Consider the following 23,992-nt stretch of genomic DNA (forward strand, 5'->3'; position numbering starts at 1 on the left):
ACGGATCACCCCATATGCCGGATACTGGCCCTTCTTTCACCGTAAAACTGGCCGAGACCGAAGCCGACCTGCAAGCAGCTCAACGCCTGCGCTATGACGTCTTCGTGCGTGAGTTGGGGGGCGGCGGAGAGATGGTTGATCACGATGCTGGCCTCGAGAAAGACCGTTTCGACCCGTATTTCGATCATATGTTGGCCTATGATGATCACACCGGCGAAATTATTGGCGTCTACAGGATGTTACCGGGCGAACGTGCTGCGGAACTGGGACAATTCTATTCCGAAGATGAATATGACCTGACCGTTCTCAAGAACAGTGGGCGCAAACTGCTGGAGTTGGGACGGTCGTGCCTACACCCCGACTACCGTGGGGGTACGGCAATGTACCACCTGTGGAACGGTTTGGCCGCTTATGTAGCGGAACGTGACATTGAGGTGCTGTTCGGCGTTGCGAGTTTTCACGGAACAGACGTGGCCACATTGGCGCAGCCCTTGTCGATGCTTCACCACAACCATCTGGCTCCGCCAGAGTTGCGCGTACGGGCGCAGCCCGATGTTTTTCAGTCGATGGACCTTGTGAAACCAGAGGCTTTGGACCGCCGCGCCGCCATGGTTCAGGTGCCAGCATTGATCAAAGCCTACCTTCGCTTGGGTGGTTTCGTGGGCGAGGGCGCCTTTATCGACCACACCTTCAACACAACGGATGTGTGCCTGATCCTCGACACGACGCGCATGAATGAACGACAGCGTCGAATTTATGGCGGGGCGTGACGCTGTGAACGACCCGCTCTGGAATAGTGAAGACGCGCCCGATCCGATCGAGCTGGGCGTTACCGGATGGGTTCTGGTCATTCTGCGCGGAGTCCCGCTGGCGGCCCTTGTCTTTGGTGGCCTGATCATCCTTCTGGCCGTTCGCCTGATCGAGTATCCGATTTTCGGCGTCCGGCGACCTGTGACGCCGTTCATCACACAGTTTGTCTGCCGCAACGCGTTTCGAATTCTTGGCATCGGGTTCCGCACATCAGGCGCGCTGATGAAAGAGAGGGGGGCGGTGGTGGCAAACCACACGTCCTGGCTGGATATCTTTGCTCTGAACGCGCGCAAGCGGGTCTATTTTGTCTCCAAGGCAGAAGTTGCCAAATGGCCCGGTATCGGCTGGCTGGCCCGTGCGACCGGGACGCTGTTCATCGAACGGGATCGCAAGAAAGCCAAGGAACAAACCAAGCTGTTTGAAACCCGCCTGAAAGTGGGTCACAAACTGTTGTTTTTCCCCGAAGGCACCTCAACCGACGGGCTTCGCATTTTACCTTTCAAAACAACGCTTTTCGCCGCGTTCTTTGCAGATGAGTTGCGTGATTTCATGTATATCCAACCCGTTTCTGTGGTGTTTCACGCGCCCAAAGGCCAGCCAAAACGCTTTTATGGCTGGTGGGGGGATATGGAGTTCGGGCCGCATTTGCTGAAGACCCTTGGCGCACGTCGGCAAGGAACTGTTGAACTAATATATCATGCGCCAGCGCGGGTCAGCGACTTTGAAAACCGCAAGGCTCTGGCCGCCCATTGTGAAGACGCCGTCAGGCATGCGCACGCATTGGCGCAGCTTGAAAAATAGGGGCGATTGGCCCTTGCGTAGCGCGAAAACCTGCCTTATACGCGCGCCATTCAAACCCGCAGGCGGGGTTTGGCCTTTTTGAGGGAGACATCCTCATCAAGACCGCCGGTTGGAGCGTCCGCTTCTTTCACCCCCGCCCAGGCGTAAACCGGAAAAGGAAAATAGCATGGCTCTTCCCGAGTTCACCATGCGTCAGCTGCTGGAAGCTGGCGTTCACTTTGGTCACCAGACACAGCGTTGGAACCCCCGCATGGGCCCGTTCATCTACGGCTCGCGCAATGGTATCCACATCATGGACCTGACCCAGACCGTTCCAATGCTGGATCAGGCTCTGCAGGCTGTTCGTGACACCGTCGCAAAAGGTGGCCGCATTCTGTTCGTTGGTACCAAGCGCCAGGCCGCTGGCCCGATCGCTGAAGCGGCTGAAAAGTCGGCTCAGTACTACATGAACCACCGCTGGCTGGGCGGCACCCTGACCAACTGGAAAACCGTTTCCCAGTCGATCAACCGTCTGAACCAGATCGACGAAGCCATGGAATCGGGTGCAGAAGGCCTGACCAAGAAAGAGCGTCTGGGCATGGAACGTGACCAGGGCAAACTTCAGGCATCGCTGGGTGGTATCCGCGAAATGGGCGGCGTTCCGGACCTGCTGTTCGTCATCGACGTCAAAAAAGAAGCATTGGCCATCGCAGAAGCCAACAAACTGGGTATCCCGGTTGTGGCTGTTGTTGACACCAACTGCTCGCCCGATGGCGTTGACTACATCATCCCCGGCAACGACGACGCAGCTCGCGCAATCGCTCTGTACTGCGATCTGGCCGCACGCGCCGCTCTGGACGGTATGACCGCGCAGATGGGCGCAGCAGGCGTAGATCTGGGCGCATTCGAAGAAGCTCCGGTTGAAGAAGCTCTTGCGGAAGAAGCCGCAGAAGCCCCTGCCGAAGCGTAAGCTGCCCGTCACGTAAATGACATATGGGGCAGGGTATGACCTGCCCCAATTCCGTTTGAATTGAGGAGAGCCAAAAGATGGCAATCACAGCAGCAATGGTTAAAGAACTGCGCGACTCGACCGGCGCAGGCATGATGGACGCAAAAAAAGCGCTGACCGAAACCGGCGGCAACATGGACGACGCCGTTGACTGGCTGCGTACCAAAGGCCTAGCCAAAGCGGCCAAGAAATCAGGCCGTACCGCAGCAGAAGGTCTGGTTGCTGTTCACGTCAACGGTGGCAACGGTGTTGCTGTCGAAGTGAACTCGGAAACCGATTTCGTTGCGAAAAACGCTGAATTCCAGGAAATGGTCAGCAAAATTGCAAACGCGGCTGAAGGTGTGGACAACATCGAAGCGCTACTGACCGCTGATCTGGGCGGCAAAAGCGTTGCCGACACCCTGACCGACAAGATCGCCACTATTGGCGAAAATATGTCAGTGCGCCGCATGGCCAAACTGTCGGGCGACACTGTTGTGTCTTATGTGCACAACGCTGCGACCAACGGCATGGGCAAAATCGGTGTGCTGGTTGCACTGTCGGGTGGTGATGAAGCTATCGGCAAGCAGGTTGCGATGCACATCGCCGCTGTGAACCCGGCCGCCCTGTCTGAGGCCGACATGGACCCGGCAATTGTCGAGAAAGAAAAGCAGGTTCAGATGGACATCGCCCGCGAATCCGGCAAGCCGGAGCAGGTGATCGAAAAGATGATCGAAGGTCGCATGAAGAAATTCGTCGCCGAATCGACATTGCTGAGCCAGCAATTCGTTGTGAACCCTGATCTGACCGTTGAAGCCGCTGCAAAAGAAGCCGGCGCAACCATCACCGGCTTTGTTCGCCTGGAAGTCGGCGAAGGCATCGTTGTGGAAAAAGAAGACTTCGCTGCCGAAGTCGCAAAAGCCGCTCAGGGCTAAAGAAAGGCTCCGACAGGGGCCTTGCTGAACAAAGTGAAAGGGTTACGCGTCGCGTAGCCCTTTTTTGTTGGTGGCACATCAGAGAATTGGCAAAGAAGTGAAGGATTGGAGGGCCCCGCATGATGGGGATGGTCGAGGCCCCCCAAAATTCCGACACAGGTACGCGGACGAATAGGCGCCCCCTTGTCAGAGTGATTGGAGAGCTTTGAAATCGCAAAGATCCAACCGAATGTTCCCTGGCTAAAGCCACCACTCACGGAACACTCTCACTTTGCAACTTTTAGGTTAGATTTGAAAAGTAGTGATTTCCTTACCTAGGGTAAACTGACGCGGGATGGCGTCATAAAAACACTCCTAAACTTCCATAATGAACATCTGATTATGCAAAGATGCCTTCAAAACAGCCTGAGCCGTCGTTTCAACCGACAACGCCTCACGGGCGAGTCGAAGATGCTTTTCGACAGTTGCCGCTGTCAGGCCCATCAGCAAGGCTATGTCCTGCGTGGTTTTTCCGTCACCAACCCATTGCAACGCCTCGCGCTGACGCTTTGTCAGGGCCCGGTTCGGTGGGTTGAAAGGCAATGTCAGGATCTTCAGATGCGCAACGTTGTTCATCAAAAGAATGTCTTCACCATGCTCTTGCCAGATCGCGTCAATGTCTTCCTGGCTCATCCCTTCCTTGGCGGATAGGGAAATCGCCCCTTTCGAGCGCACAGAGACCGAGTTGAAACTGATGGTGTAACCAGAAACGACGCCCATGGACTTGTTGAACTCGAAAACCTCACGCTCTTTATCGGTCATCGACCCGCGAGAATGCATGTCCAGCAACATTTTCCAGCTGGCGGCACCTTCATTGTCCAGCGCCCATTTCAACATGGGGGCGTGAAAATACAAACCGTCCTTGATGAAGCCATCCACATAGGCACGGTTATGGTTAGTCAGAATGACAAAGTCCTCTGGATCACCCAATGAGGTTGCCGTCCTGTATTGCGTGTGGCCGTAGATAAGGCGATCGAACCCGAATTCCGCCATCTGTCGGCAATGCGCATCCCACAGGTCTTCCAGGGTCTTGGCATAGCTGACAAACCGCAGATAATCCCTGAGGGTCATGCCGTGCCACCTGCTTTCAAATGCGCGGCCAGCGCGTCCAGAGCAAGAACATAGCTTTGGGCACCAAAGCCACAGATCTGACCCAGAGCAACAGGCGCGATATAGGACTTGTGACGGAATGCTTCCCTTGCATGGATGTTTGACAGGTGAACTTCGACAACCGGCAGTTCAACTGACGCGATGGCATCCATCAACGCAACCGACGTGTGTGTGAACGCCCCCGCATTGATCACAAGGCCATCCTGCACACCGCGTGCGCCGTGGATCGCATCAATTAACACACCCTCATGGTTGGATTGCAGATGCGAGACTTCAAGGCCAATGGACGCGCCATGGCGCTGGCACTCCTCCTCGATCATCTTCAGAGTGGTGCTGCCGTAAACCTCGGGCTGCCGTGTGCCAAGCAGGTTGAGGTTTGGGCCATTCAATACCAAAACGTTGTGCATGTCTTCACGATCCCCATTAATGGTACATAGACGCCTAAAGGTTGGGTTGTCTACCTGCCTTTGCCGGATCGAGTACAGTCGAAAAACCGGTGTGCGAAGCGGGTCGCTATTTTGTTCAGGGCTTCAACTTTCCGCCATGGTGACAACGATTTTTCCCAGAACGGAACGTTGTGACAATTGTTCAAGCGCCTCGTGCGCGCGGGCAAGCGGGAACCGCGCGCTAATTCGCGGTTTGATTTTGCCGGCTGTGTAAAGATCGAACAGGTTCTTGACGTTGTCAGCATGGCCGATTGGGTCGCGGAAAACTGACGCGCCCCAAAACACACCAACGATCTGACATCCTTTCAAAAGGGCCAAATTCAAGGGAATCCGCGGAATGCCCGCTGGAAAACCGACGACAAGGTAACGACCTTTCCAGGCCATGCTGCGCAGGGACGGTTCGGCCAGCGTACCGCCAACAGCGTCGTAGACGATGTCTACGCCGTCAAGACCGGCAAGTTTCTTAACTTCGGCTGAGAAGGCTTTTTGCGCATCCTTGTCCATGTCGCGCGGGTAAATCACCACGTCATCGGCACCAATCTGGCTACAGAATTCGGCCTTTTCAGGTGATGAAACGGCTGCGATCACCCTGGCACCCATGGCTTTGCCCAGTTCAATGGCGGCTGACCCCACACCTCCGGCGGCACCCAGTACCAACAGGGTTTCACCGGGTTGAATCTCCGCCCGATCCTTCAACGCGTGGTAGGACGTGCCGTAGGTGAAAATGAAACAGGCGGCATCTTCATAGGGCATCGCATCAGGAATTCGGATTGCAGTGTCCGCCATGAGCGTGACATGGGTCGAAAACCCACCATGCCCGGTTAGGGCCAAAACACGGTCGCCTGGCTTCAATCCATTGACGCCTTCGCCCACAGCCAGAACTTCACCCGCAATTTCACCGCCCGGAGCAAAGGGCCGTGGCGGCTTCATCTGGTACAGATCGCGGATAATCAACGTGTCCGGAAAATTCACGCCCGCTGCTTTCACACTGATCAAAAGCTGACCTTTGCCCGGCTGCGGATCTGGTAGGGTCGTAAGCTCCAGGGTTTCGGGACCGCCCGGTGCGACGCTGAGTAATGCTTGCATACCGCCTCTGATCTGCCTGTACTTTGTGTCGAGGAAGTTTTGGTGCAGCATGGTTTTTTGTCAACGCTACGGTCCAACGCCTGCCGCGACGGCAAGAGGAACGCAATTTGTATCAGGATGAACTGGCGACAAAGAAACTGAGGAGCACAAAATGACCCCCGACACCCTCTTTTCGCTTCACGGCAAAACCGCTTTGGTAACAGGTGGGGCGACAGGTATTGGCCGCATGGCAGCCGAGGCGCTGGTTCAGGCAGGCGCGCGCGTGCTCATTGCCTCAAGAAAAGGAGACGCCTGTGCCACGGTCGCTGCAGAACTGAACGCGCTGGACGCGCCGGGCAGCGCCGAAGGCTTTGCCGGTGACATTGGCAGCGCAGTCGGTATAGGCAAGCTGGTCTCTGACATTCAGGCGCGTACTGACAAACTGGACATCCTGATGAACAACTCGGGGGTGTCCTGGGGTGCACCGATGGGGCAGTTTCCCTACGATGCATGGGAAAAGGTCATGTCTGTCAACGTGACAGGGATATTCGAACTGACCCAGCGGCTTTTGCCAATGCTAATGAAATCAGGCAGCGCCGAAGACCCGGCGCGCATTGTCAATGTGGGGTCAGTCATGGGTGAAGTCCCAATGGGCGATGGGGCCTACAGCTATTCGGCCTCAAAGGCTGCAGTTCTGCATCTGACCAGGGTCTTGGCCAAGGAACTTTCACCGCACCACATCACGGTTAACGCGCTCGCTCCGGGGCCGTTTGTGTCGCGCATGACTGCCTTTGCGACAGCCGATGAGGATACCAGAGAACGGGTTGGCAAGTCTGTACCTCTGGGTCGCGTCGGACGGGACGAGGATATTGCAGGCTGTATGTTGTTCCTGTGCGGTCGCGGCGGCAGCTATGTGACAGGCGCAGTGATCCCGGTTTCGGGTGGGATCAACGTGGTGACCGCCGGAAACATCTTTGCCGAGGCCCTGTGACGGGAAGACAGCCAATGAAAACCGAAATCAATCTGGATCTGGCGGCGGTAGATGCGTATCTGAGCGCGCATCTTTCCGGCTACAACGGGCCATTGGAGGCGAGGAAATTTGATGTCGGGCAATCCAACCCGACGTTTGAGTTACGCACACCAGAGAAAGCCTATGTGCTGCGCCGAAAACCCGCCGGCGTACTGTTGAAATCGGCACATGCCGTTGATCGCGAATTTCGGGTTCAAAGCGCCCTTGCCGAGAGCGAGGTTCCGGTGCCCAAGATGTATCTGTTGTGTGAAGACGACAGCGTCATCGGCTCGGCCTTCTATGTGATGGAACGCTTGCAGGGCAGGGTGTTTCCGGACCCAACCCTGCCCAAAGAAAGCAACGAAACCCGCGCCGCCATCATTGACGAAATGAACAGGGTTCTTGCCCAATTGCACATGGTGGATATCGATGCCGTTGGCCTGTCTGACTATGGGCCGGTTGGCAACTATTACGAGCGTCAGATCGCGCGCTGGACCAAGCAATACCGCGCGTCCGAGACCTCGGCCATTGCGGATATGGATGCGCTGGCTTCAGCGCTAGAGACCTCGGTACCGGCCGATGACGGGCAGCGCACGCTGGTGCATGGGGATTACCGCATCGATAACCTGATGTTTGCGCCGAACCGGGCGGAATGTATCGGGGTGCTGGATTGGGAACTGTCGACGATCGGTCACCCTTATGCGGATCTGGCCGCAGTAATCATGCAATGGCAGTTGCCGCCGGGAAAACAGGGCCGGGGGCTGGCGGGTGTGGATCGATACAGCCTGGGCCTGCCCAGCGATGAGGCATTCATTGCCCAATACTGCAAACGTCGAGGCCTGGATGGCATAGACAATTTCGGCTTTTATCTCGGCTTCAATTTCTTTCGCATGGCAGGCATCCTACAGGGTGTCTACAAACGCGCGCTGGATGGCAACGCGTCAGACCCCGACCGCGCAAAGGCTTTTGGCGCATATGTTCCTATATTCGCCCAGCACGGCCTGAAAGCACTTGAGTCCACATTAGAGTGACGACCTATCAAGCTGTTTTTATGTCACTATCTTGCCTTGAAAGTTCAACCTCAAGATTTGGCAGACTGTTCTTTCCAAAAAACAGCTCAGCCCCGGTGAACATGCTGGGAACCCCAAACACACCACGCCGAACCGACGACTTGGTTATCTCTTTCAGTTTCAGTTTAACGTCGGGGCTCGCCATGGCTTCGCGAATTTTGCGAACGGGCAAGTCGTTTTCATGCAGGATATCCGTTAGGACACCGATCTCGTCCGCCTTCTGACCATGTACCCATATTGCATCAAAAACCGCGTTTATATATCTGACTTCCCAAGGTTTTCCATTGGCAAAACACGCGCCGCGCATGGCAAGTTTTGTGTTGATCGGAAAATGCGGGCTCATATGAAAGCTCAACCCACGACGGCGGGCAAACCGGTGCAGATCATGCGTCAAATAGGCTGTCTTCTGGCGGTTTTCGGAATACGCCTGAAACGGGCTTTGGTTATGCGTCGCCTTGAACACCGCAGGCAGCAGGACAGGAACATAAGTAATGCTTGCGTCATAGCGCTCGGCAAGATCGGGGAGCATCTTATGGGCGAGAAACGCGTTCGGGCTGCAAAAATCGTAAATGAAGTCTATGGTCTGCGTCATGGGGTTCCTCCCTTTCGGTTCCTTGAAATCTTGTTCATTGAACTTCAGGCGAATCTGCGTCGAAATCAGTCTAACATTCCATTGTGAGGCACGCTGATGAAGCCCGTTCACGAATTTCTCTGCAACACGCAACTTTTTGCTGCTATTTCAGGTCACAAGCTCAAACAGTCGCAGTTTAGTACCTCACGGAAGTTCCCAAATGTCCCACAGGCAATCCATGTTTGATCAAACCCGGCTGGATCGGCTTAGCCATTGGATGGAAAACTATGTTGAGCAGCGCAAATATGCCGGATCATCCTTTTTGCTGCGCCACAAAGGGAGTGAGGCCTTTTTTCATGCCTGTGGTGTCAGCAGCCTCGAGACTGGCCGGCAATTCCAACGCGACACGCTGGTGCGCATTTATTCCATGACCAAACCGATCACATCGGTCGCGTTGATGACATTGGTCGAACGCGGGCTTGTTCACCTGAACGCGCCTGTGTCTGAGTTTCTACCTGAATTCAAAGATATGCAGGCGCTGGTCCCGGGGGCGGAGAAACTGGATCAGACCGAGGCTGCACCGCCTCCAACGCTACATCAGTTACTGACGCATACCAGTGGGCTAAGCTACCCGTTCAACCCGGGGCTTTTGCCCCAAGCGATGGATGAACGGGACCTTATTTTCAAACCCAATCAGGGGCCTCTGGAACATCTTGTGCGCGATCTGGCTGGGCTGCCACTGGCGTTCCAACCCGGTGCACGCTGGGAATACTCGGTCGGGATTGACGTGCTGGGTCGAGTGATCGAGGTGGTCTCGGGCCAGTCATTGGAGCAGTTCTTTCGAAGCGAGATCCTTGAGCCGCTGGACATGCGCGAAACAGGTTTTTCCGTACCCGCTGGGGCAGGGGATCGTTTCGCATCGCTCTACACCCCATTGGCTGGCGACGCGATGGCCCTGAATTCCGCGGATCACGGTAGCGAAAGCCTGAGACTGTTCGATTCCCACATAGAATCCCCGTTCGAAAACACGACGACCTTTTCCGGCGGTGGCGGTCTGATCTCGACAATCGATGATTATGCCAAATTCGCGGACATGCTTCGAAATCGGGGGGCCGGGAACGGGTGCCGAATACTTGGTCCGAAAACAGTCGATTTCATGATGCGCAATCACCTTCCCGGCGACATTGCGTCAATGGGTCCGCAGAGTTTCGCAGAACAACCGATGGACGGAATGGGCTTTGGGCTGGCCGGAGCCGTCGTCCTGAACCCCGGTCTGGTAAAAGTTCCCGGCTCAATCGGAGATTTCAGCTGGGGTGGCATGGCCTCGACTTATTTCTGGATTGACTGGCAGAATGACCTGACGGCGATTTTCTTTACCCAATTGTCCCCGTCAAGTTCGTACCCATCCCGTGCCGAACTCAAGGCGCTGGTCCATGCGGCCATGATTGAATGATTTCCCCTGTACTGATACCCGGTGCCGGACGACACAACTTGCGAGCAGACGATGACCGAAGCGGAACGTATCTTACTGGATCTTCTGGATATTGAACGTCTTGAGGTCGATCTGTTTCGCGGGACAGGGTCGGGCGGTGAAACGCCCACACGCATCTTTGGCGGACAGGTCATCGCGCAGGCGCTGGCTGCGGCGTATCGGACTGTTGAAGAACGGTTATGCCATTCGCTACACGCCTATTTCATTCGCCCGGGCGATCCGGAGAAACCCGTTATTTATCAAGTTGATCGAGCCCGAGACGGAGGTTCTTTCACAACCCGCCGCGTGGTTGCGATTCAGCACGGAAAGCAAATCCTGAACATGTCTGCATCCTTTCATGTCCGGGACGAAGGTTGGGACCATCAGCATCCGATGCCCGTCGTGAACGCACCGGAAGCGTACCCGTCCCGATCTGAATTGCGTAAAACATACGTTGAACGTGTTCCCGAAAGGTTGAGGGGCGAATTGCTGCGCGAGCGCCCGATAGAGGTTCGGGAAGTCGATCACCTGGATCCATTCACACCGAAAGTCTCTGACGATCGAAACCAGACTTGGTTCCGTATGCCTGCAGCCGCTTCCGTTGACGCCAGAACGCAGCACTTACTGCTGGCTTATGCGTCTGACATGAACCTGATGTCCTCTGGATTGCGGCCACACGGTCTGAGCTGGTTTAGCGGAGAGTTCAACGGCGCAAGTCTGGACCACGCGCTATGGTTTCACGCACCGGTAAATTTTCAGAACTGGCATCTGTACGTAATGGACTCGCCGTGGACGGGGCAGGGACGCAGTTTTAACCGTGGATCGATCTATTCCGAGGACGGTACCCTTGTTGCATCTGTCGCACAGGAAGGATTGATGCGCAGAATTCGCGTACGACCTTAAGTATTGCCAATAAACCTTTGATTTAACTTCTGCATTCCGCTAAGCCACCGATCGTAATCAGCCGCTTTGAATTGCAAATAATCAGCGACTTGTGGATGAGGCAGAATCAAAAACCGTTCATTTCGAATAGCTTGCACACAGGATTCAGCCACATCTCTGGGCTCAAGCATCCCATCAATCGAAGCTACTGAGATTTCATGGCCTTCGGTCATTTTCGAACGTACCGCCTGCGGACACAGGACCGAGACTTTCAATCCTTCAGCGCCATATGTCAGCGAAAGCCATTCGGCAAATCCTACAGCCGCGTGTTTGGTGACCCCATATGGGGCTGCACCAGGTTGGTTCAGCAAACCTGCCGCAGACGCAGTTATCATTATATATCCGCCGCCGCGACGAACCATGCGTGGAACCAGATGGCGAGCAGTCCAGACATGGGACATGACATTGATCTTCCAGATCCGATCCCAATCTTCGTCCGCAACATCGAGACCGCCAAGCGTCAGAATTCCGGCATTTGCGCAAAACAGGTCAATTGGACCGACAGTTTCTTCAACAAAATCAATCAGAGCCTTGATCTGCGCTTCGCTGGAAACGTCGCAGGGATACGCCTGACCACCAATTTGCTCTGCGACCAAATTTGCGCCAGCGATGTCGACATCCGAGCAGATTACACGTGCACCTTCTTGGGAAAACCGTTCTGCAAGACCACGACCAATACCTTGGGCAGCGCCGGTGACAACGACAGTTTTGTTCTTAAGCTCCATGCGTATTCCGGACAGGTTCGTTACAGTGTTTTCAATGTGTTGGCTTGCCTTCCGTATTACAAGTATTACGTTTTTACCATAATACCGATTACACGCTAATTGAAAGTAGCGGAGATATACTCAGATTCCACTGCAATCAGTCATCAGACCAATGCGATCAACACAGGTCTGATGCGATTTATCCCAACGCGTAACCTGCACCGCGGACTGTTCGAACCGGATCATCCCCGCCGTGTTGCGTTAAGGCTTTGCGCAGTCGTCCAATGTGAACATCAACGGTACGCGTATCGACATAGATGTCGCGTCCCCAGACCCGATCCAGCAATTGTTCACGGCTCCAGACCCTGCCCGGCTTTTCCATGAACGTGCTAAGAAGCCGGAATTCGGTTGGACCAAGTTTCAAGGGCTTGCTGTCACGGCTGACCTTGTGGGTTTCCGAATCCAGAATGATGTCATCGTACTCCAGTCGCAAGCCAACAGTTGCAGGTCGGACGCGGCGCAGTTGTGTTCGGACACGCGCCATCAGTTCGACGATCGAATATGGTTTGACCACATAATCGTCGGCACCAGTTTCCAGCCCGCGAACCTTGTCTACCTCTTCTGATCTGGCCGACAGCATTATTATCGGGATCGAACGTGTGTCCGGACGGCTTTTGAGCCGGCGGCAAACCTCAATCCCGCTTAGGTTGGGCATCATCCAGTCCAGAACAATGATATCCGGGCAGTCTTCGTCGACCAGCAGCATAGCTTCGTCACCGTTGGCCGCCTTTGAGACGCGAAAACCTTCGGCTTCAAGGTTGTAGGCCAGCACCTCGCGTTGGGCCAACTCATCCTCGACCACCAGAACCGTCGGTTGATCTGCGGACATCTCAAGCCTCTCCTACGCTGTTTGCGACGTTATATCGGCCTTGGGCCGAGCCTCGGTCGGGCGGTCGCCTGTAACCAGATACACCACCTGCTCGGCAATCGAGGTTACATGGTCGCCCATACGCTCGATGTTCTTGGCGATGAAATGCAGGTGCATACAGGCCGAAATATTGCGCGGATCCTCGGCCATAAAGGTCAGGAATTCGCGGAACAGGCCGTTATACATCTGGTCGACCTCTTCATCGCGGTTGATGACGTCGGTGGCCAGTTCCGCGTCGCGCTGAATATAGGCGTCCAACGCGTCGCGCAGCATACGTTCAACTTCGCGCGCCATGCGGCGTAAGGCAGCTGCGCTGCCGCTGATCTCGCCCGCATTGGCCAGAACGGTCGTACGCTTGGCGATGTTCTTCGCGTAATCGCCAATCCGCTCAAGATTGCCGGATACTTTCAGGACCGAAAGAACCAGTCGCAGGTCACTGGCCGTGGGCGCGCGCAACGCAATCAGACGCGCGGTTTCCTCGTCGATCAGGTCTTCCAACGCGTCGATGGCCTTGTCACCTTGTCGTACTTCCTGGGCCAGCTCAACGTCACGGCTTTCAAGCGAGCGCGCCGCGCCCATGATAGCGGCCTCAACCAGACCGCCCATCTTCATGATATGCGCCTGGATTGTTTCGAGGTCGCGGTCAAAAGCAGATGCAATATGTTGTTCGCTCATTGTTTGATACCTGTGCTTAGCCGATACGGCCTGTAATGTAGCTTTCCGTGCGCGGATCGACCGGATTGGTAAAAATCTGACCGGTTTCACCGAATTCCACCAGATTACCCAGGTGGAAAAAGGCCGTTTTCTGACTGACGCGCGCGGCCTGCTGCATCGAGTGGGTGACGATCACAACCGAATATCGGGAACGCAATTCGTCGATCAACTCTTCGACCTGTGCGGTTGCAATCGGGTCCAGCGCCGAGCACGGCTCGTCCATCAACAGGACTTCCGGTTCAGTTGCCACGGCGCGCGCGATACACAAACGTTGCTGTTGCCCCCCTGACAAACCCGTGCCAGGCGAATCCAGACGGTCCTTGACCTCATCCCAGATTGCGCCTCGACGCAGTGATTTCTCAACGATCTCATCCAGTTCCGCCTTATTCTTGGCCAAGCCGTGGATACGCGGACCATAGGCCACGTTGTCGTAGATCGACTTGGGGAACGGGTTCGGTTTTTGGAACACCATGCCGACTTTGGCGCGCAACTGAACGGGGTCGACCCGCTTGTCATAAATGTCTTCGCCGTCCAACAGGATATCACCTTCGACACGGCAGATATCGATGGTGTCGTTCATCCGGTTCAGACACCGCAGGAAGGTCGATTTTCCACAACCCGAAGGACCGATAAAGGCCGTGACGGTCTTGTCTTCGATCTCAACACTCACGTCCTTGATGGCGTGGGTATCACCGTAGTATACCTGAACCTTCTTCGCGTTGATCTTGATGTCTTTGGAGTCCACGGTTCTCTCCACTCGTGTCATGTCGTTCATTATTGCCCCCAATTACCAGCGGCGTTCAAAGCGGCGGCGCAGGATGATAGCGATGATATTCATGGTCAGCAGGAACATCAAAAGGATGATGATTCCGCCCCAGGCCTTTTCGTAGAACCCGACATCAGCGCGTGCGGCCCAAGTGTAAATCTGGGCGGGCATTGCCGAGTTCGGCTCGGTAAAGCCGGCAAGGAACCCGTCGGGATATCCCCGCGCCACAAAGCCTACCATGCCGATCAGCAACAACGGCGCGGTTTCACCCAAGGCTTGTGCCAGACCGATGATGGTGCCGGTCAGAATGCCCGGCGCGGCCAAAGGCAGCACGTGGTGGAACACAGCCTGCATTTTCGAGGCCCCTACCCCCAACGCTGCATCACGGATCGACGGCGGAACCGCTTTCAGCGAGGCGCGGGTCGAGATGATGATCGTCGGCAATGTCATGAGGGTCAGAACCAGACCACCAACCAGCGGCGCCGATTGTGGCAGGTGCATGAACTGGATGAACACGGCCAGACCCAGAATACCGAACACAATCGACGGCACGGCTGCAAGGTTCGAGATGTTCACTTCAATCAGGTCGGTGAACCTGTTCTGTGGAGCGAACTCTTCAAGATAAATCGACGCTGCCACACCAATAGGCAGTGACAGGCCCAAAACCACCAGCATCATGAAAAACGACCCAATGACCGAGGCGCCGATGCCGGCACCGCCCGGGTTGTCAACGCCAGAATCCGCACCGGTGATGAACGGCCAGTTGAAAGCCTGCTTGATGATGCCCGCCTGTTCCAGCGCATCAACCAGATCCAGATCGCTAAGCTGCAGAAACCGGCTGTCCTGCAAGGTGTCACGGGACACGCGGCCTTTGAAATACCCGTCGACCCGGCTGGAGGCGGCCAGATCAAACTTGACCGGATCACCCAGCTTGCCGGGGTTATCGGCATAGTAAGTTCGGATTGTACCGCCGATTTTACCAAGAAGACGTTCGATCGCCGCTTCGTCGAAATCAACGCTGATCCCTTGGTCTTCCAGTTCCTTGCTCAACTGAGCGATGAACAGGTTGGAATAGGCCTTAGTCTTGAACAACGTACTTTCCGCCTCGTCTCGCTGCGCAGCGGACAAGGTGAAATCCACGCTGACAACAGTGCGCTGAAAGGCCGGAATACCCTGCGACAGGATCGAGGCGAACAGAACGATCAGGAAGAACAGGCCCGTTGCAATCGCGACAATCCCGTAGGCCCGAAATCGTTTCTCTGCATTTGCGCGTTTTTTGGTATGTGCATCCGCTACAGTCAGCGAGACAGAGCGATGACCTGTTTCAGGACTTTGCATACTGGCGTCGGTCATTCGTATTGCTCCCGATACTTACGCACGATGTAGAGGGCAAAGATGTTCAGCCCAAGCGTGAGGGTGAAAAGGGTCATGCCCAGTGCAAAGGCCACAAGCGCCTCGGGCGATGCGAAATCCGCGTCTCCGGTTAGCTGGCTCACGATTTTTGCGGTTACCGTCGTCATGGCTTCAAACGGGTTCAGGCTCAGCCGTGCTGCCGCCCCTGCCCCAAGGACCACGATCATAGTCTCACCGATGGCGCGCGATGCGGCCAGCAGGATCGCCCCCACGATACCCGGAAGCGCAGCTGGCAGAACGACCTGACGGATGGTTTCCGATTGCGTTGCGCCCAATCCGTAAGAACCGTCACGCATGGCCTGCGGCACCGCATTGATGATGTCATCGGACAAAGAGGACACAAACGGGATCAGCATGATGCCCATGACCAACCCAGCGGTCATGACTGCCGTGCCAGCTTTCATCCAGCCAAGCCCCTCATCCCCGAACAGGCCAAGCAAAAGCGGACCAACGGTCAGCAGCGCAAAAAGGCCGTAAACGATGGTCGGGATACCGGCCAGAATCTCGAGCAGCGGTTTTGCGACGGCGCGGACACGGGGGGAGGCGTATTCGCTGAGGTAAATCGCGGCGAACAACCCGATCGGGACGGCCACCAGCAGGGCAACGAGCGAGATATAGAATGTCCCCCACAACAAGGGAATAATACCAAGCTCAGACGACCCGCCGCGCCCCGAAAAGCTGGGGGCCCATGTCGTGCCGAAAAAGAAATCGGTAGCAGGGTAGAGCTTGAAGAATTCCCAAGTGTTGAAAACCAGGGACAGGACAATCCCGACAGTGGTCAGAATTGCGATGGATGCGGCCACCAGCAACAGGATACGCACCCCCTGCTCGACCACATTACGCGCGCGGTATTCCGCGCGAGTTTGAAACCAGCTGACCGCAGCACCGGCGAGTGCGGTCAGTATGACGGCGACTGCCATGATCGAATAGCCGGTCGCATTCATGATCCGATAGGTTTGCGCCGCGCGCAGCACAGGTTGCGTGATATCCGACGTCACCACCTGCCCGGCATCCTTCAGACGCTGGGTCATGTCGATTACATCCGCGCGCGCGTTGCGCGCCAGTTCCTCGGGTATCTGCCCGGCGGCAACCGCGTTGTCCAGACCGTACGCGGTGCGACGGACCTCGGCCATGACCAGATTTAGGGACGAGCCGTCTTGGATGGCAGAACCCGAGATCGTTTCAGAAACCTGAGAGTTCACGTAAAGCGGTTGTACCAGCAACCAGAGGATCATAAGGCCGAATGCGGGTACGATCGTCTTGAGAGCGACATTTGCGCCATAATACGACGGCAGCGAGTGCAAAGCCCGGATATCTCCTGTGGCGCTTTGCAGGGCGCGTGAGCGCCCCAACACGTAACCGACTGAAGCAATCGCTAGCACGATCAGAACGAGCCATACTATCGGCATGAAACCCCCATTTGGTCTTGGCCGGGAAAGCTGAAAAATGTGGGGGCGACAGAAATGCCGCCCCCGGTATTTCGAACCAAAGGCGGGATTAGCTGCCCGAACCCATGGTGACTTCGTTGGCGATTGCATCCTGAGTTTTTGCCAGCTCAGGGTCCGCAACCAGACCATAGTTTGCCAGAGGACCCGAAGCGCCTGCGATTTCGTCGTGGGTAAAGAACTGGGCATATTCTTTCAGGCCGGGGATCACGCCGATATGGGCTTTCTTCACGTAGAAGAACAGCGGGCGCGAAACCGGATATTCACCGGTCGAGATGGTTTCGGTCGAAGGAGCGATACCCGACATGGTGGCCACTTTCAGCTTGTCGGTGTTGTTCTCGTAGAACGCCAGGCCGAAGATGCCGATGCCATTGGGGTTGGTGTCGATACGCGCCAGCGTTTCGGTGTAGTCACCATCGATGTCGACCGCCTTGCCGTCGGTACGTACAGCCAGACATGCATCTTCTGCGTCGTCTTCGCTCATACCGCCAGCAATCATGGCTTCCATCGCGCCGGTTGCTTCACACCCGATCAGCAGAACTTTTTCTTCGAACACTTCACGGGTGCCGTGCTTTGTACCCGGAATAAAGCCCGCGATTTCTACATCAGGCAGTTCGGGGTTGAATTCAGCCCAGGTGGTGTAAGGGTTATCAACCACTTCGCCGTCTTTCAAAACTTTTGCGCCCAAAGCGTTAAAGATGTCAGCAGGTTCAAAAGCGGTGAAGGCAGGACCGGTCTGCTGGCTTGCAAAAACGATGCCATCATAACCGATGCGGACTTCCATGATGTCAGTCACACCGTTTTCGGCGCAGGCTTTGATTTCTTTTTCACGGATCGCGCGTGATGCGTTTGCAATGTCGATGGTGTTTTCACCAACACCCTCACAGAAACGCTTTAAACCGGCTGACGAACCGCCCGATTCAACAACCGGGGTCGGGAAGTCGGTGTTCTCACCAAACAGTTCCGCAACGATCGAGGCATATGGAAGAACGGTCGACGAACCGGCAACCTGAACGTTGTCACGGGCAGCAGCGGTGGTTGCCGAGACGGTGGCGATTGCCAGCGCAGAAGCCGACAGTTTTACAAAGGACATTTCAGTCTCCTTGAAAAGGTATGATTGATCACCCCCATGATGATCCTGCGTGCACCCCTAGGGGCCGTGCGTAAGCCTTTTGTGACAAGTGTGTAACGCTTTTATGACAACCTTCGATTATCCGGAGATTTCGGGTCAAAAATTGTAACGAGGCAGATTTTGAAGGGCGGCAATGCGGGAAGGGCTACCGTGGTAAGATGACCGTAAAGACGGACCCTTTTCCCAACTCACTTTCCACGCGCAACCGTCCACGGTGGCGATTGACGATGTGCTTGACGATAGCCAGCCCCAGCCCCGTTCCACCCAACTGCCGGGATCTGTGATTGTCGGCGCGATAGAATCGCTCGGTCAGACGTGGCAGATGCACGGAATCAATTCCTGGCCCCTTGTCGATGACCTTCACCCGCACCCCAGGCCCACGCATGGCCGAGTCACGCTCTGATGACAGAACGCTGACTGTGACGCTACCACCGCTGGCACCGTATTTTATTCCGTTTTCGATCAGGTTGGTGAATACCTGCCGTAACTGATCGCTGTCTCCGGTCACGGAAAGCGGGCCGTCCTGTGCGTCAAGCGTCAGCGTCACGCCCGCCTCTTCCGCCAGGGGGCGCAACGAGTTCAGGGTGGATTGCAGCAGCCCTGTCAGCTCCAGCTGTTGATTTGGTCGAACTCTTTCTTCGCTTTCCACGCGGTTCAGGGACAAAAGATCGCCAACCAGCCGGTTCATCCTGTTGGCTTCATCGGCCATGATTTGCAAGAACCGGTCACGTGCAGCCGGATCGTTGCGCGCAGGGCCACGCAAGGTTTCAATGAAGCCCATCAGTGCCGTCAAAGGCGTCCGCAATTCGTGACTGACATTGGCAACAAAGTCGCGGCGCATCTGACTTGCCTGTTCCAGATGCGTGACATCTTGAAAAGTGGCCAGAACGGCCCCGCCCGACACGGCTCCGACCCCGTTCATATACCGGCATTGCACATCAAATGTCGTGTCCTGTGCACCATCATTGGAAAGATGACGTGCCGTCTTGGTTCCCTTCGATTGAAGGCTTTGTTCAATTGCTTCAAGAACCTGTGGCTGCCGCAGGATGGTCGCAAAATGCCGCCCCACGATATTCTGCCCCAAAAGGGTTTTCGCATCCGTATTGGCGGCAACGATCCGTTCGGTCTGATCCACCATCAGCGCGGGCATAGGGATGGCCTGGACAAATCCATCAAGAAGGTCATCTGACATGCTTCAAACCCCGATCAATCCACGCGCCTTATTGAGCAGCTCTCAGGGTGTCACGAAACCTGCGCATGTTTTCCTGATAGTGCAGCGCGCTTAGGGTAATCCGTTTTGCTGCGACCTCGTCCAGCTGGCGCACCACTTTGCCCGGAGCCCCCATCACAAGGGAATTATCCGGAATCTCCTTGCCTTCCGTGATCAGGGCCCCTGCCCCGATCAGGCAATTCCGGCCGATCCGGGCACCATTCAGAACAATCGCGCCCATTCCGATCAGAGTATTTTCTCCGATCGTACACCCGTGCAGCATCACTTTGTGTCCGATGGTGCAATTCGGACCAATCGACAAAGGATACCCGGCATCGATATGCATGACGCAGTTTTCCTGAACGTTGCTGCCTGCACCAACGCGGATTTCCTCGTGATCTGCGCGTATCGTGCAGCCGAACCAAACCGAGGCGCCCTGTTCCAGCACGACCTTGCCGATTAGGTTGGCATCGGGCGCAACCCACGTGTCCTCGTGAAAATCCGGCATGTGCTCACCTAAAGCGTAGATCGTCATGACAGCCCCTCGAATTCGTTTTGAAGTTTGCGCACGTGCTGTTGCAGATTTGGCTGTTGAATACGGCGCATCCGTTCGGCGCTGACGATGGTCTTCAGCTTCTTTTCGGTCGCCTCAAGATCGTCATTGATCAGGACATAATCGTAATAGCCCCAGTGGCTGATCTCGTCCCAGCTTTTGAGCATCCGCCTTGCGATAACTTCATCGCTATCCTGTCCACGCGATTCCAGACGGCGGCGCAGTTCAGGGATCGACGGCGGCAGGATGAAGATCGACAGCGCGTGTTTACCCAAGTCCGAATTGCGGATCTGAACCTCACCTTGCCAGTCCACGTCGAACAGAACGTCCTTGCCCGCGTGAATCGAGCTACGCACCGGATCAGCGGGTGAGCCGTAGAAATTGCCGAAAACATGCGCATGTTCCAGCATCTGGCCATTGGAGACCTTCTGCTTGAACTCGTCCTCTGAAAGAAAATAGTAATCCCGCCCATGTTCTTCTCCCGGACGCGGGGCGCGGGTTGTGGCCGAGACCGAAAACTCAAGGTCCTTGTCCCAGTCCATCAGCCGCTTTGCCAGGGTGGATTTGCCTGCCCCGGACGGGGAAGACAGGATGATTAAAAGGCCTCGGCGATCCGCCATATCAGTCGTTCCCATCATTATTCTACGTTTTGCACTTGTTCGCGCATCTGATCGATCACCGCCTTCAGTTCCAGTCCGACAGCCGTCAGTTCCGTACTCTGAGCCTTGGAACACAGCGTGTTGGTTTCGCGGTTGAATTCCTGCATCAGGAAATCAAGTTTGCGTCCGACAGCCCCTTCCTGCCCAAGCAGCTCTCTTGCTGCGACGACATGTGCAGACAGGCGGTCAATCTCTTCGGTAATGTCGGCTTTAACCGCGATCAATGCCAGTTCCTGCGCGACGCGATCCGGGTCCGCGCCCTGCGCGTTGTCCAGTACGTGCGCCAGATTGTCCCGCAATGTCGCGGCCATCTTGTCCTTACGATGCACGGCCAGATCAGCTGCCCGAGCTGTCAGCGCCGCAACTTGGTCCAGCTGTGTGTTCAGCACAGTAGCCAACGCCTCGCCCTCGGCCCGGCGCATATCGACAAAAGCGGCCAACAGGACGTTGAAATCTTCGGTCAGGCGCGCAACCAGCGGCGCGGGATCATCCGCATCTGCGGTTGCATCCAACATGCCTTTGAGTGCCAAAAGGTCCGAGGCGCGCGCCGGTTCCAGAGCAATACCGCGCGCAGCTGCCATCTTGTGTGTTTGTTCCAAAGCGCTCAGGGCAGCGGCCATAGCGACCTCGTTCAATGCCAGTTCCGAGGCAGAGTCCTCGCGGGTCAGACGCATTGACAGGGTCACATTCCCACGGCTCAGGGATTTTGACAGCGCGGCCCGAAGGGCCACCTCAAGCCCGGTCAGCCAATCAGGGACGCGCAGGCGCATATCAAGGCCTTTGCCGTTAACACTGCGCAACTCCCACGTCCAGCTGTGCGGTCCGTATTCCCCCTTCCCCGAGGCAAACCCGGTCATGGATCTGATCATGACTGTCCTTTCCTGTGACCTTACCCATTTGGATGTGTGCTGCACCTAATGCGATTGGCCGGTGCAGAGCAAGAGTTTGCTGAGGCCGCATTTGTTTGGCGTAAGTTAACCATTCGTTAAAGAATTGCTCCAAAATTGAATAAACCCGAGTCAAACTACCCCTGGTAATGGCTTGCAGGCCACAAATGCTCCGGTTGTGTTGCATTTTATGAAAATGGCGGCCAATTGACGTAAGGGTGAAGAAAATGAAAACCTTTTTCGGGACTGGTTCCGGGTCAGAATTTGGAAAGATCGTCGCAATGGATCGCTTTGACAGTGGGCGCAGCCTTACGCCGATCCGCCAGGCCGAGGCGTATTGGACTGCATTGCTGAGCGGTGACGGTGTTCCGATGCGGTCTCAGGTCGACCCGCGTGGACTGGAAAACATACTTGAATATACTTTCATTCTTGAACGGATCGCGCCCGGCCTGGCCCGGTTTCGCCTTGCCGGAAGCCACTTGAACGCGCTTGCGGGGATGGAGGTTCGCGGCATGCCTGTGACGGCCTTTTTTCAACCTGATGACCGCGCCAGTCTTAAGGACGTTCTGGAGCAGGTTTTCGCAGCACCCGCCGTTGCCGAACTGGGGTTGGATTCGAGCGGGATACTGGGACGTACCCGGATGCAGGCCTGCATGATCCTTTTGCCGCTCAAAAGCGATCTGGGCGACGTCAGCCGGGTTCTGGGCGTCATGGTTGCGGATGGTGCGATTGGTAAAACCCCACGCAGATTTTCGATTACTGATACGCGGATCAAATCGTTTTCGGAAGTTCAGGCACCAGTTCCTGCTGTGCCTCAAACCGTTGACGGTTTTGCCGAAGACCAAACGGATTTCAAACGCGCGGCCAAACACCTTCGTCTGGTCGTGTCGCGCGATGACTGAACCAGTTTGAACACCCGGAACTAAAAAACAGCGGACCGTTGGCCCGCTGTTTTTCCCTCTTTTCGCACGCTTAACTTGCGGCGCGTTTTGATCCGTTACGGCGCAGGTTGGTCAGTTCTTCCGCCACAAGGAACGCCAGTTCCAGTGACTGAGACGCGTTCAGGCGTGGGTCGCAGGCGGTGTGGTAACGATCCGACAGATCCTCTTCGGTCACGGCCCGCACACCACCGGTGCATTCGGTAACGTCGAGACCGGTCATCTCGAAATGGACACCGCCAGGGATCGTGCCCTCGGATTGATGCACACCAAAGAAATCGCGCACCTCACGCAGGACAGAATCGAACGGGCGGGTTTTGTAGCCCGTGGCCGATTTGATCGTATTGCCGTGCATCGGGTCGCACACCCAAGTAACCTTGGCGCCTTCTTCCTTCACGGCCTTGACCAGACGCGGAAGGTGTTCACCCGCCTTGCCTGCACCAAAGCGCGCGATCAGGGTCAGACGGCCCTCTTCATTTTCAGGGTTCAGCTTCGACATGAGAACCTTGAGATCTTCTGCCGTCGTCGTCGGACCACATTTCAATCCGATCGGGTTCAGAACGCCACGACAGAACTCGACATGTGCGCCGTCAGGTTGGCGTGTACGGTCGCCGATCCAGATCATGTGGCCAGACCCGGCCAGCCAGTTGCCCGAGGTCGAATCCAGACGGGTCAGCGCCTCTTCATATTCCAGTAACAGACCTTCGTGACTGGTGTAGAATTCAACGGTCGAGAATTCGTGCGTCGTGTCTGCCGTGATACCAGCCGCTTCCATGAAGTCGATGGTGTCCTGAATGCGGTCCGCAACTTCGGAATACTTCTGAACGTCCTGTTCGTCGGTAAAGCCCAGCGTCCACGAATGAACACGGCTCATGTCGGCGAAGCCACCGGTTGAGAAGGCACGCAGCAGGTTCAACGTGGCCGCCGCCTGCGTGTAGGCCTGCAACATCTTTCCGGGATTCGGAATCCGCGCTTCGGGCGTGAACGCCAGTTCGTTGATGATGTCACCCCGGTAGCTGGGCAGTTCTACACCATCCACAACCTCGGTCGGGGCGCTGCGCGGCTTTGCAAATTGACCGGCCATGCGACCGACCTTTACCACGGGCACCTTGGCACCGTAGGTCAGAACCATCGCCATTTGCAGCATCACCTTGAAGGTGTCACGGATCGCATCGGCGCTGAATTGTTCAAAGCTTTCAGCACAATCCCCGCCCTGAAGCAGGAAGGCCTCGCCGCGACCGGCGGCACCAAGATGTTGCTTGAGGCGCCGCGCTTCACCGGCAAAGACCAGCGGGGGATACTGCGAAAGCTGGGCCTCGACCTTGGCCAATGCGGCCGCATCGGTATAGTCTGGCATCTGAACCCGGGGCTTGTTGCGCCAGTTCGACTTTTGCCATTCGGTCATAG

General features: G+C 55.9%; 25 protein-coding genes. 9 read left to right on the forward strand and 16 right to left on the reverse strand.

Going from position 1 to position 23,992, the window contains the following annotated elements; translation table 11 throughout:
* Positions 1-14 precede the first annotated feature (14 nt).
* The 4 genes from olsB to tsf all read left to right on the forward strand — a co-directional run bounded on the left by olsB (position 15) and on the right by tsf (position 3,513).
* The gene (gene olsB / locus ACR0J7_RS01565) at positions 15-770 is read left to right on the forward strand and encodes an L-ornithine N(alpha)-acyltransferase (RefSeq protein ID WP_480480957.1); all 756 of its coding nucleotides are present in this window, start codon (positions 15-17) and stop codon (positions 768-770) included.
* Positions 736-1,611 (forward strand): lyso-ornithine lipid O-acyltransferase, encoded by an 876-nt coding sequence (gene olsA / locus ACR0J7_RS01570; protein ID WP_480913091.1) that lies wholly within the window; start codon positions 736-738, stop codon positions 1,609-1,611. The genes olsB and olsA overlap by 35 nt, the downstream gene beginning before the upstream one ends.
* 166 nt (positions 1,612-1,777) lie before the next feature.
* On the forward strand, positions 1,778-2,560 hold the full coding sequence (gene rpsB / locus ACR0J7_RS01575; RefSeq protein WP_209503940.1) for a 30S ribosomal protein S2: 783 nt from the start codon (positions 1,778-1,780) through the stop codon (positions 2,558-2,560).
* A 77-nt stretch (positions 2,561-2,637) separates the two neighbouring features.
* Positions 2,638-3,513: a translation elongation factor Ts gene (gene tsf, locus ACR0J7_RS01580; protein ID WP_480564795.1), complete on the forward strand. Its 876-nt coding sequence runs from the start codon at positions 2,638-2,640 to the stop codon at positions 3,511-3,513.
* Between the two features lie 354 nt (positions 3,514-3,867).
* Here tsf and ACR0J7_RS01585 read toward each other — a convergent pair whose 3' ends face one another.
* The 3 genes from ACR0J7_RS01585 to ACR0J7_RS01595 all read right to left on the reverse strand — a co-directional run bounded on the left by ACR0J7_RS01585 (position 3,868) and on the right by ACR0J7_RS01595 (position 6,194).
* Positions 3,868-4,623 carry an autoinducer binding domain-containing protein gene (locus ACR0J7_RS01585; RefSeq protein ID WP_480564792.1) on the reverse strand — a complete coding sequence of 252 codons (756 nt, stop codon included), beginning with the start codon at positions 4,621-4,623 and terminating at the stop codon, positions 3,868-3,870.
* On the reverse strand, positions 4,620-5,069 hold the full coding sequence (gene aroQ / locus ACR0J7_RS01590; protein ID WP_480480949.1) for a type II 3-dehydroquinate dehydratase: 450 nt from the start codon (positions 5,067-5,069) through the stop codon (positions 4,620-4,622). Before aroQ ends, ACR0J7_RS01585 begins: the two co-directional genes overlap by 4 nt.
* A gap of 123 nt (positions 5,070-5,192) precedes the next feature.
* Positions 5,193-6,194: an NADPH:quinone oxidoreductase family protein gene (locus ACR0J7_RS01595; protein WP_480564789.1), complete on the reverse strand. Its 1,002-nt coding sequence runs from the start codon at positions 6,192-6,194 to the stop codon at positions 5,193-5,195.
* A gap of 151 nt (positions 6,195-6,345) precedes the next feature.
* Here ACR0J7_RS01595 and ACR0J7_RS01600 point away from each other — a divergent pair, with 151 nt between their 5' ends.
* Positions 6,346-7,164 (forward strand): SDR family NAD(P)-dependent oxidoreductase, encoded by an 819-nt coding sequence (locus ACR0J7_RS01600; protein ID WP_480913094.1) that lies wholly within the window; start codon positions 6,346-6,348, stop codon positions 7,162-7,164.
* 14 nt (positions 7,165-7,178) lie between these two features.
* The gene (locus tag ACR0J7_RS01605; RefSeq protein ID WP_480913095.1) at positions 7,179-8,213 is read left to right on the forward strand and encodes a phosphotransferase family protein; all 1,035 of its coding nucleotides are present in this window, start codon (positions 7,179-7,181) and stop codon (positions 8,211-8,213) included.
* A 7-nt stretch (positions 8,214-8,220) separates the two neighbouring features.
* Here the strand turns inward: ACR0J7_RS01605 and ACR0J7_RS01610 are convergent, their stop codons facing one another.
* Positions 8,221-8,955, reverse strand: coding sequence for a DsbA family protein (locus ACR0J7_RS01610; RefSeq protein WP_480913097.1), 735 nt, complete (start codon positions 8,953-8,955; stop codon positions 8,221-8,223).
* A 106-nt stretch (positions 8,956-9,061) separates the two neighbouring features.
* On the opposite strand from ACR0J7_RS01610, the gene ACR0J7_RS01615 reads away from it, so the two are divergent.
* On the forward strand, positions 9,062-10,276 hold the full coding sequence (locus ACR0J7_RS01615) for a serine hydrolase domain-containing protein (RefSeq protein ID WP_480913099.1): 1,215 nt from the start codon (positions 9,062-9,064) through the stop codon (positions 10,274-10,276).
* Between the two features lie 51 nt (positions 10,277-10,327).
* Complete coding sequence (locus ACR0J7_RS01620) at positions 10,328-11,197, forward strand: acyl-CoA thioesterase (RefSeq protein WP_480913377.1); 870 nt, start codon at positions 10,328-10,330, stop codon at positions 11,195-11,197.
* Here the strand turns inward: ACR0J7_RS01620 and ACR0J7_RS01625 are convergent.
* From ACR0J7_RS01625 to ACR0J7_RS01675, 11 genes are all read right to left on the reverse strand, one after another.
* On the reverse strand, positions 11,194-11,961 hold the full coding sequence (locus tag ACR0J7_RS01625; protein WP_480564771.1) for an SDR family oxidoreductase: 768 nt from the start codon (positions 11,959-11,961) through the stop codon (positions 11,194-11,196). The genes ACR0J7_RS01620 and ACR0J7_RS01625 overlap by 4 nt on opposite strands.
* A 178-nt stretch (positions 11,962-12,139) precedes the next feature.
* The gene (gene phoB / locus ACR0J7_RS01630) at positions 12,140-12,829 is read right to left on the reverse strand and encodes a phosphate regulon transcriptional regulator PhoB (protein ID WP_480480935.1); all 690 of its coding nucleotides are present in this window, start codon (positions 12,827-12,829) and stop codon (positions 12,140-12,142) included.
* A 12-nt stretch (positions 12,830-12,841) separates the two neighbouring features.
* Positions 12,842-13,543 (reverse strand): phosphate signaling complex protein PhoU, encoded by a 702-nt coding sequence (gene phoU, locus ACR0J7_RS01635; RefSeq protein WP_267366515.1) that lies wholly within the window; start codon positions 13,541-13,543, stop codon positions 12,842-12,844.
* A gap of 16 nt (positions 13,544-13,559) precedes the next feature.
* Positions 13,560-14,357: a phosphate ABC transporter ATP-binding protein PstB gene (gene pstB, locus ACR0J7_RS01640; RefSeq protein WP_267366513.1), complete on the reverse strand. Its 798-nt coding sequence runs from the start codon at positions 14,355-14,357 to the stop codon at positions 13,560-13,562.
* A 12-nt stretch (positions 14,358-14,369) separates the two neighbouring features.
* A complete protein-coding gene (gene pstA / locus ACR0J7_RS01645; protein ID WP_267366511.1) occupies positions 14,370-15,701 on the reverse strand; it encodes a phosphate ABC transporter permease PstA in 1,332 nt (443 codons plus the stop codon).
* Positions 15,698-17,170, reverse strand: a complete 1,473-nt coding sequence (gene pstC, locus ACR0J7_RS01650) for a phosphate ABC transporter permease subunit PstC (RefSeq protein WP_480913101.1) — start codon at positions 17,168-17,170, stop codon at positions 15,698-15,700. Before pstC ends, pstA begins: the two co-directional genes overlap by 4 nt.
* Positions 17,171-17,258: 88 nt before the next feature.
* Entirely contained in the window at positions 17,259-18,299 is a 1,041-nt protein-coding gene (locus ACR0J7_RS01655) for a substrate-binding domain-containing protein (protein WP_267365708.1), read from the reverse strand.
* A 184-nt stretch (positions 18,300-18,483) separates the two neighbouring features.
* Positions 18,484-19,530, reverse strand: a complete 1,047-nt coding sequence (locus tag ACR0J7_RS01660; protein ID WP_480537869.1) for an ATP-binding protein — start codon at positions 19,528-19,530, stop codon at positions 18,484-18,486.
* 28 nt (positions 19,531-19,558) lie between these two features.
* Complete coding sequence (locus tag ACR0J7_RS01665) at positions 19,559-20,083, reverse strand: gamma carbonic anhydrase family protein (protein ID WP_480564765.1); 525 nt, start codon at positions 20,081-20,083, stop codon at positions 19,559-19,561.
* Positions 20,080-20,721 carry a guanylate kinase gene (gmk, locus tag ACR0J7_RS01670; protein ID WP_480485630.1) on the reverse strand — a complete coding sequence of 214 codons (642 nt, stop codon included), beginning with the start codon at positions 20,719-20,721 and terminating at the stop codon, positions 20,080-20,082. Before gmk ends, ACR0J7_RS01665 begins: the two co-directional genes overlap by 4 nt.
* 17 nt (positions 20,722-20,738) lie before the next feature.
* Positions 20,739-21,629, reverse strand: coding sequence for a YicC/YloC family endoribonuclease (locus ACR0J7_RS01675; protein ID WP_480913103.1), 891 nt, complete (start codon positions 21,627-21,629; stop codon positions 20,739-20,741).
* A gap of 245 nt (positions 21,630-21,874) precedes the next feature.
* On the opposite strand from ACR0J7_RS01675, the gene ACR0J7_RS01680 reads away from it, so the two are divergent.
* A complete protein-coding gene (locus ACR0J7_RS01680) occupies positions 21,875-22,549 on the forward strand; it encodes a PAS domain-containing protein (protein WP_480480919.1) in 675 nt (224 codons plus the stop codon).
* 70 nt (positions 22,550-22,619) lie between these two features.
* On the opposite strand, the gene ACR0J7_RS01685 is transcribed toward ACR0J7_RS01680, so the two are convergent.
* Positions 22,620-23,990: a class II 3-deoxy-7-phosphoheptulonate synthase gene (locus tag ACR0J7_RS01685; RefSeq protein WP_480485626.1), complete on the reverse strand. Its 1,371-nt coding sequence runs from the start codon at positions 23,988-23,990 to the stop codon at positions 22,620-22,622.
* Positions 23,991-23,992: the final 2 nt, after the last annotated feature.

Source organism: Ruegeria sp. O4 (assembly GCF_056535125.1).

Excerpts from the sequence above, each read along its gene's own strand:
- olsB (WP_480480957.1), top strand. The coding sequence starts at position 15 with ATGCCGGATACTGGCCCTTCTTTCACCGTAAAACTGGCCGAGACCGAA.
- olsA (WP_480913091.1), top strand. The coding sequence starts at position 736 with ATGAACGACAGCGTCGAATTTATGGCGGGGCGTGACGCTGTGAACGAC.
- rpsB (WP_209503940.1), top strand. The coding sequence starts at position 1,778 with ATGGCTCTTCCCGAGTTCACCATGCGTCAGCTGCTGGAAGCTGGCGTT.
- tsf (WP_480564795.1), top strand. The coding sequence starts at position 2,638 with ATGGCAATCACAGCAGCAATGGTTAAAGAACTGCGCGACTCGACCGGC.
- ACR0J7_RS01585 (WP_480564792.1), bottom strand. The coding sequence starts at position 4,623 with ATGACCCTCAGGGATTATCTGCGGTTTGTCAGCTATGCCAAGACCCTG.
- aroQ (WP_480480949.1), bottom strand. The coding sequence starts at position 5,069 with ATGCACAACGTTTTGGTATTGAATGGCCCAAACCTCAACCTGCTTGGC.
- ACR0J7_RS01595 (WP_480564789.1), bottom strand. The coding sequence starts at position 6,194 with ATGCAAGCATTACTCAGCGTCGCACCGGGCGGTCCCGAAACCCTGGAG.
- ACR0J7_RS01600 (WP_480913094.1), top strand. The coding sequence starts at position 6,346 with ATGACCCCCGACACCCTCTTTTCGCTTCACGGCAAAACCGCTTTGGTA.
- ACR0J7_RS01605 (WP_480913095.1), top strand. The coding sequence starts at position 7,179 with ATGAAAACCGAAATCAATCTGGATCTGGCGGCGGTAGATGCGTATCTG.
- ACR0J7_RS01615 (WP_480913099.1), top strand. The coding sequence starts at position 9,062 with ATGTTTGATCAAACCCGGCTGGATCGGCTTAGCCATTGGATGGAAAAC.
- ACR0J7_RS01620 (WP_480913377.1), top strand. The coding sequence starts at position 10,328 with ATGACCGAAGCGGAACGTATCTTACTGGATCTTCTGGATATTGAACGT.
- ACR0J7_RS01625 (WP_480564771.1), bottom strand. The coding sequence starts at position 11,961 with ATGGAGCTTAAGAACAAAACTGTCGTTGTCACCGGCGCTGCCCAAGGT.
- phoB (WP_480480935.1), bottom strand. The coding sequence starts at position 12,829 with ATGTCCGCAGATCAACCGACGGTTCTGGTGGTCGAGGATGAGTTGGCC.
- phoU (WP_267366515.1), bottom strand. The coding sequence starts at position 13,543 with ATGAGCGAACAACATATTGCATCTGCTTTTGACCGCGACCTCGAAACA.
- pstB (WP_267366513.1), bottom strand. The coding sequence starts at position 14,357 with ATGAACGACATGACACGAGTGGAGAGAACCGTGGACTCCAAAGACATC.
- pstA (WP_267366511.1), bottom strand. The coding sequence starts at position 15,701 with ATGACCGACGCCAGTATGCAAAGTCCTGAAACAGGTCATCGCTCTGTC.
- pstC (WP_480913101.1), bottom strand. The coding sequence starts at position 17,170 with ATGCCGATAGTATGGCTCGTTCTGATCGTGCTAGCGATTGCTTCAGTC.
- ACR0J7_RS01655 (WP_267365708.1), bottom strand. The coding sequence starts at position 18,299 with ATGTCCTTTGTAAAACTGTCGGCTTCTGCGCTGGCAATCGCCACCGTC.
- ACR0J7_RS01660 (WP_480537869.1), bottom strand. The coding sequence starts at position 19,530 with ATGTCAGATGACCTTCTTGATGGATTTGTCCAGGCCATCCCTATGCCC.
- ACR0J7_RS01665 (WP_480564765.1), bottom strand. The coding sequence starts at position 20,083 with ATGACGATCTACGCTTTAGGTGAGCACATGCCGGATTTTCACGAGGAC.
- gmk (WP_480485630.1), bottom strand. The coding sequence starts at position 20,721 with ATGGCGGATCGCCGAGGCCTTTTAATCATCCTGTCTTCCCCGTCCGGG.
- ACR0J7_RS01675 (WP_480913103.1), bottom strand. The coding sequence starts at position 21,629 with ATGATCAGATCCATGACCGGGTTTGCCTCGGGGAAGGGGGAATACGGA.
- ACR0J7_RS01680 (WP_480480919.1), top strand. The coding sequence starts at position 21,875 with ATGAAAACCTTTTTCGGGACTGGTTCCGGGTCAGAATTTGGAAAGATC.
- ACR0J7_RS01685 (WP_480485626.1), bottom strand. The coding sequence starts at position 23,990 with ATGACCGAATGGCAAAAGTCGAACTGGCGCAACAAGCCCCGGGTTCAG.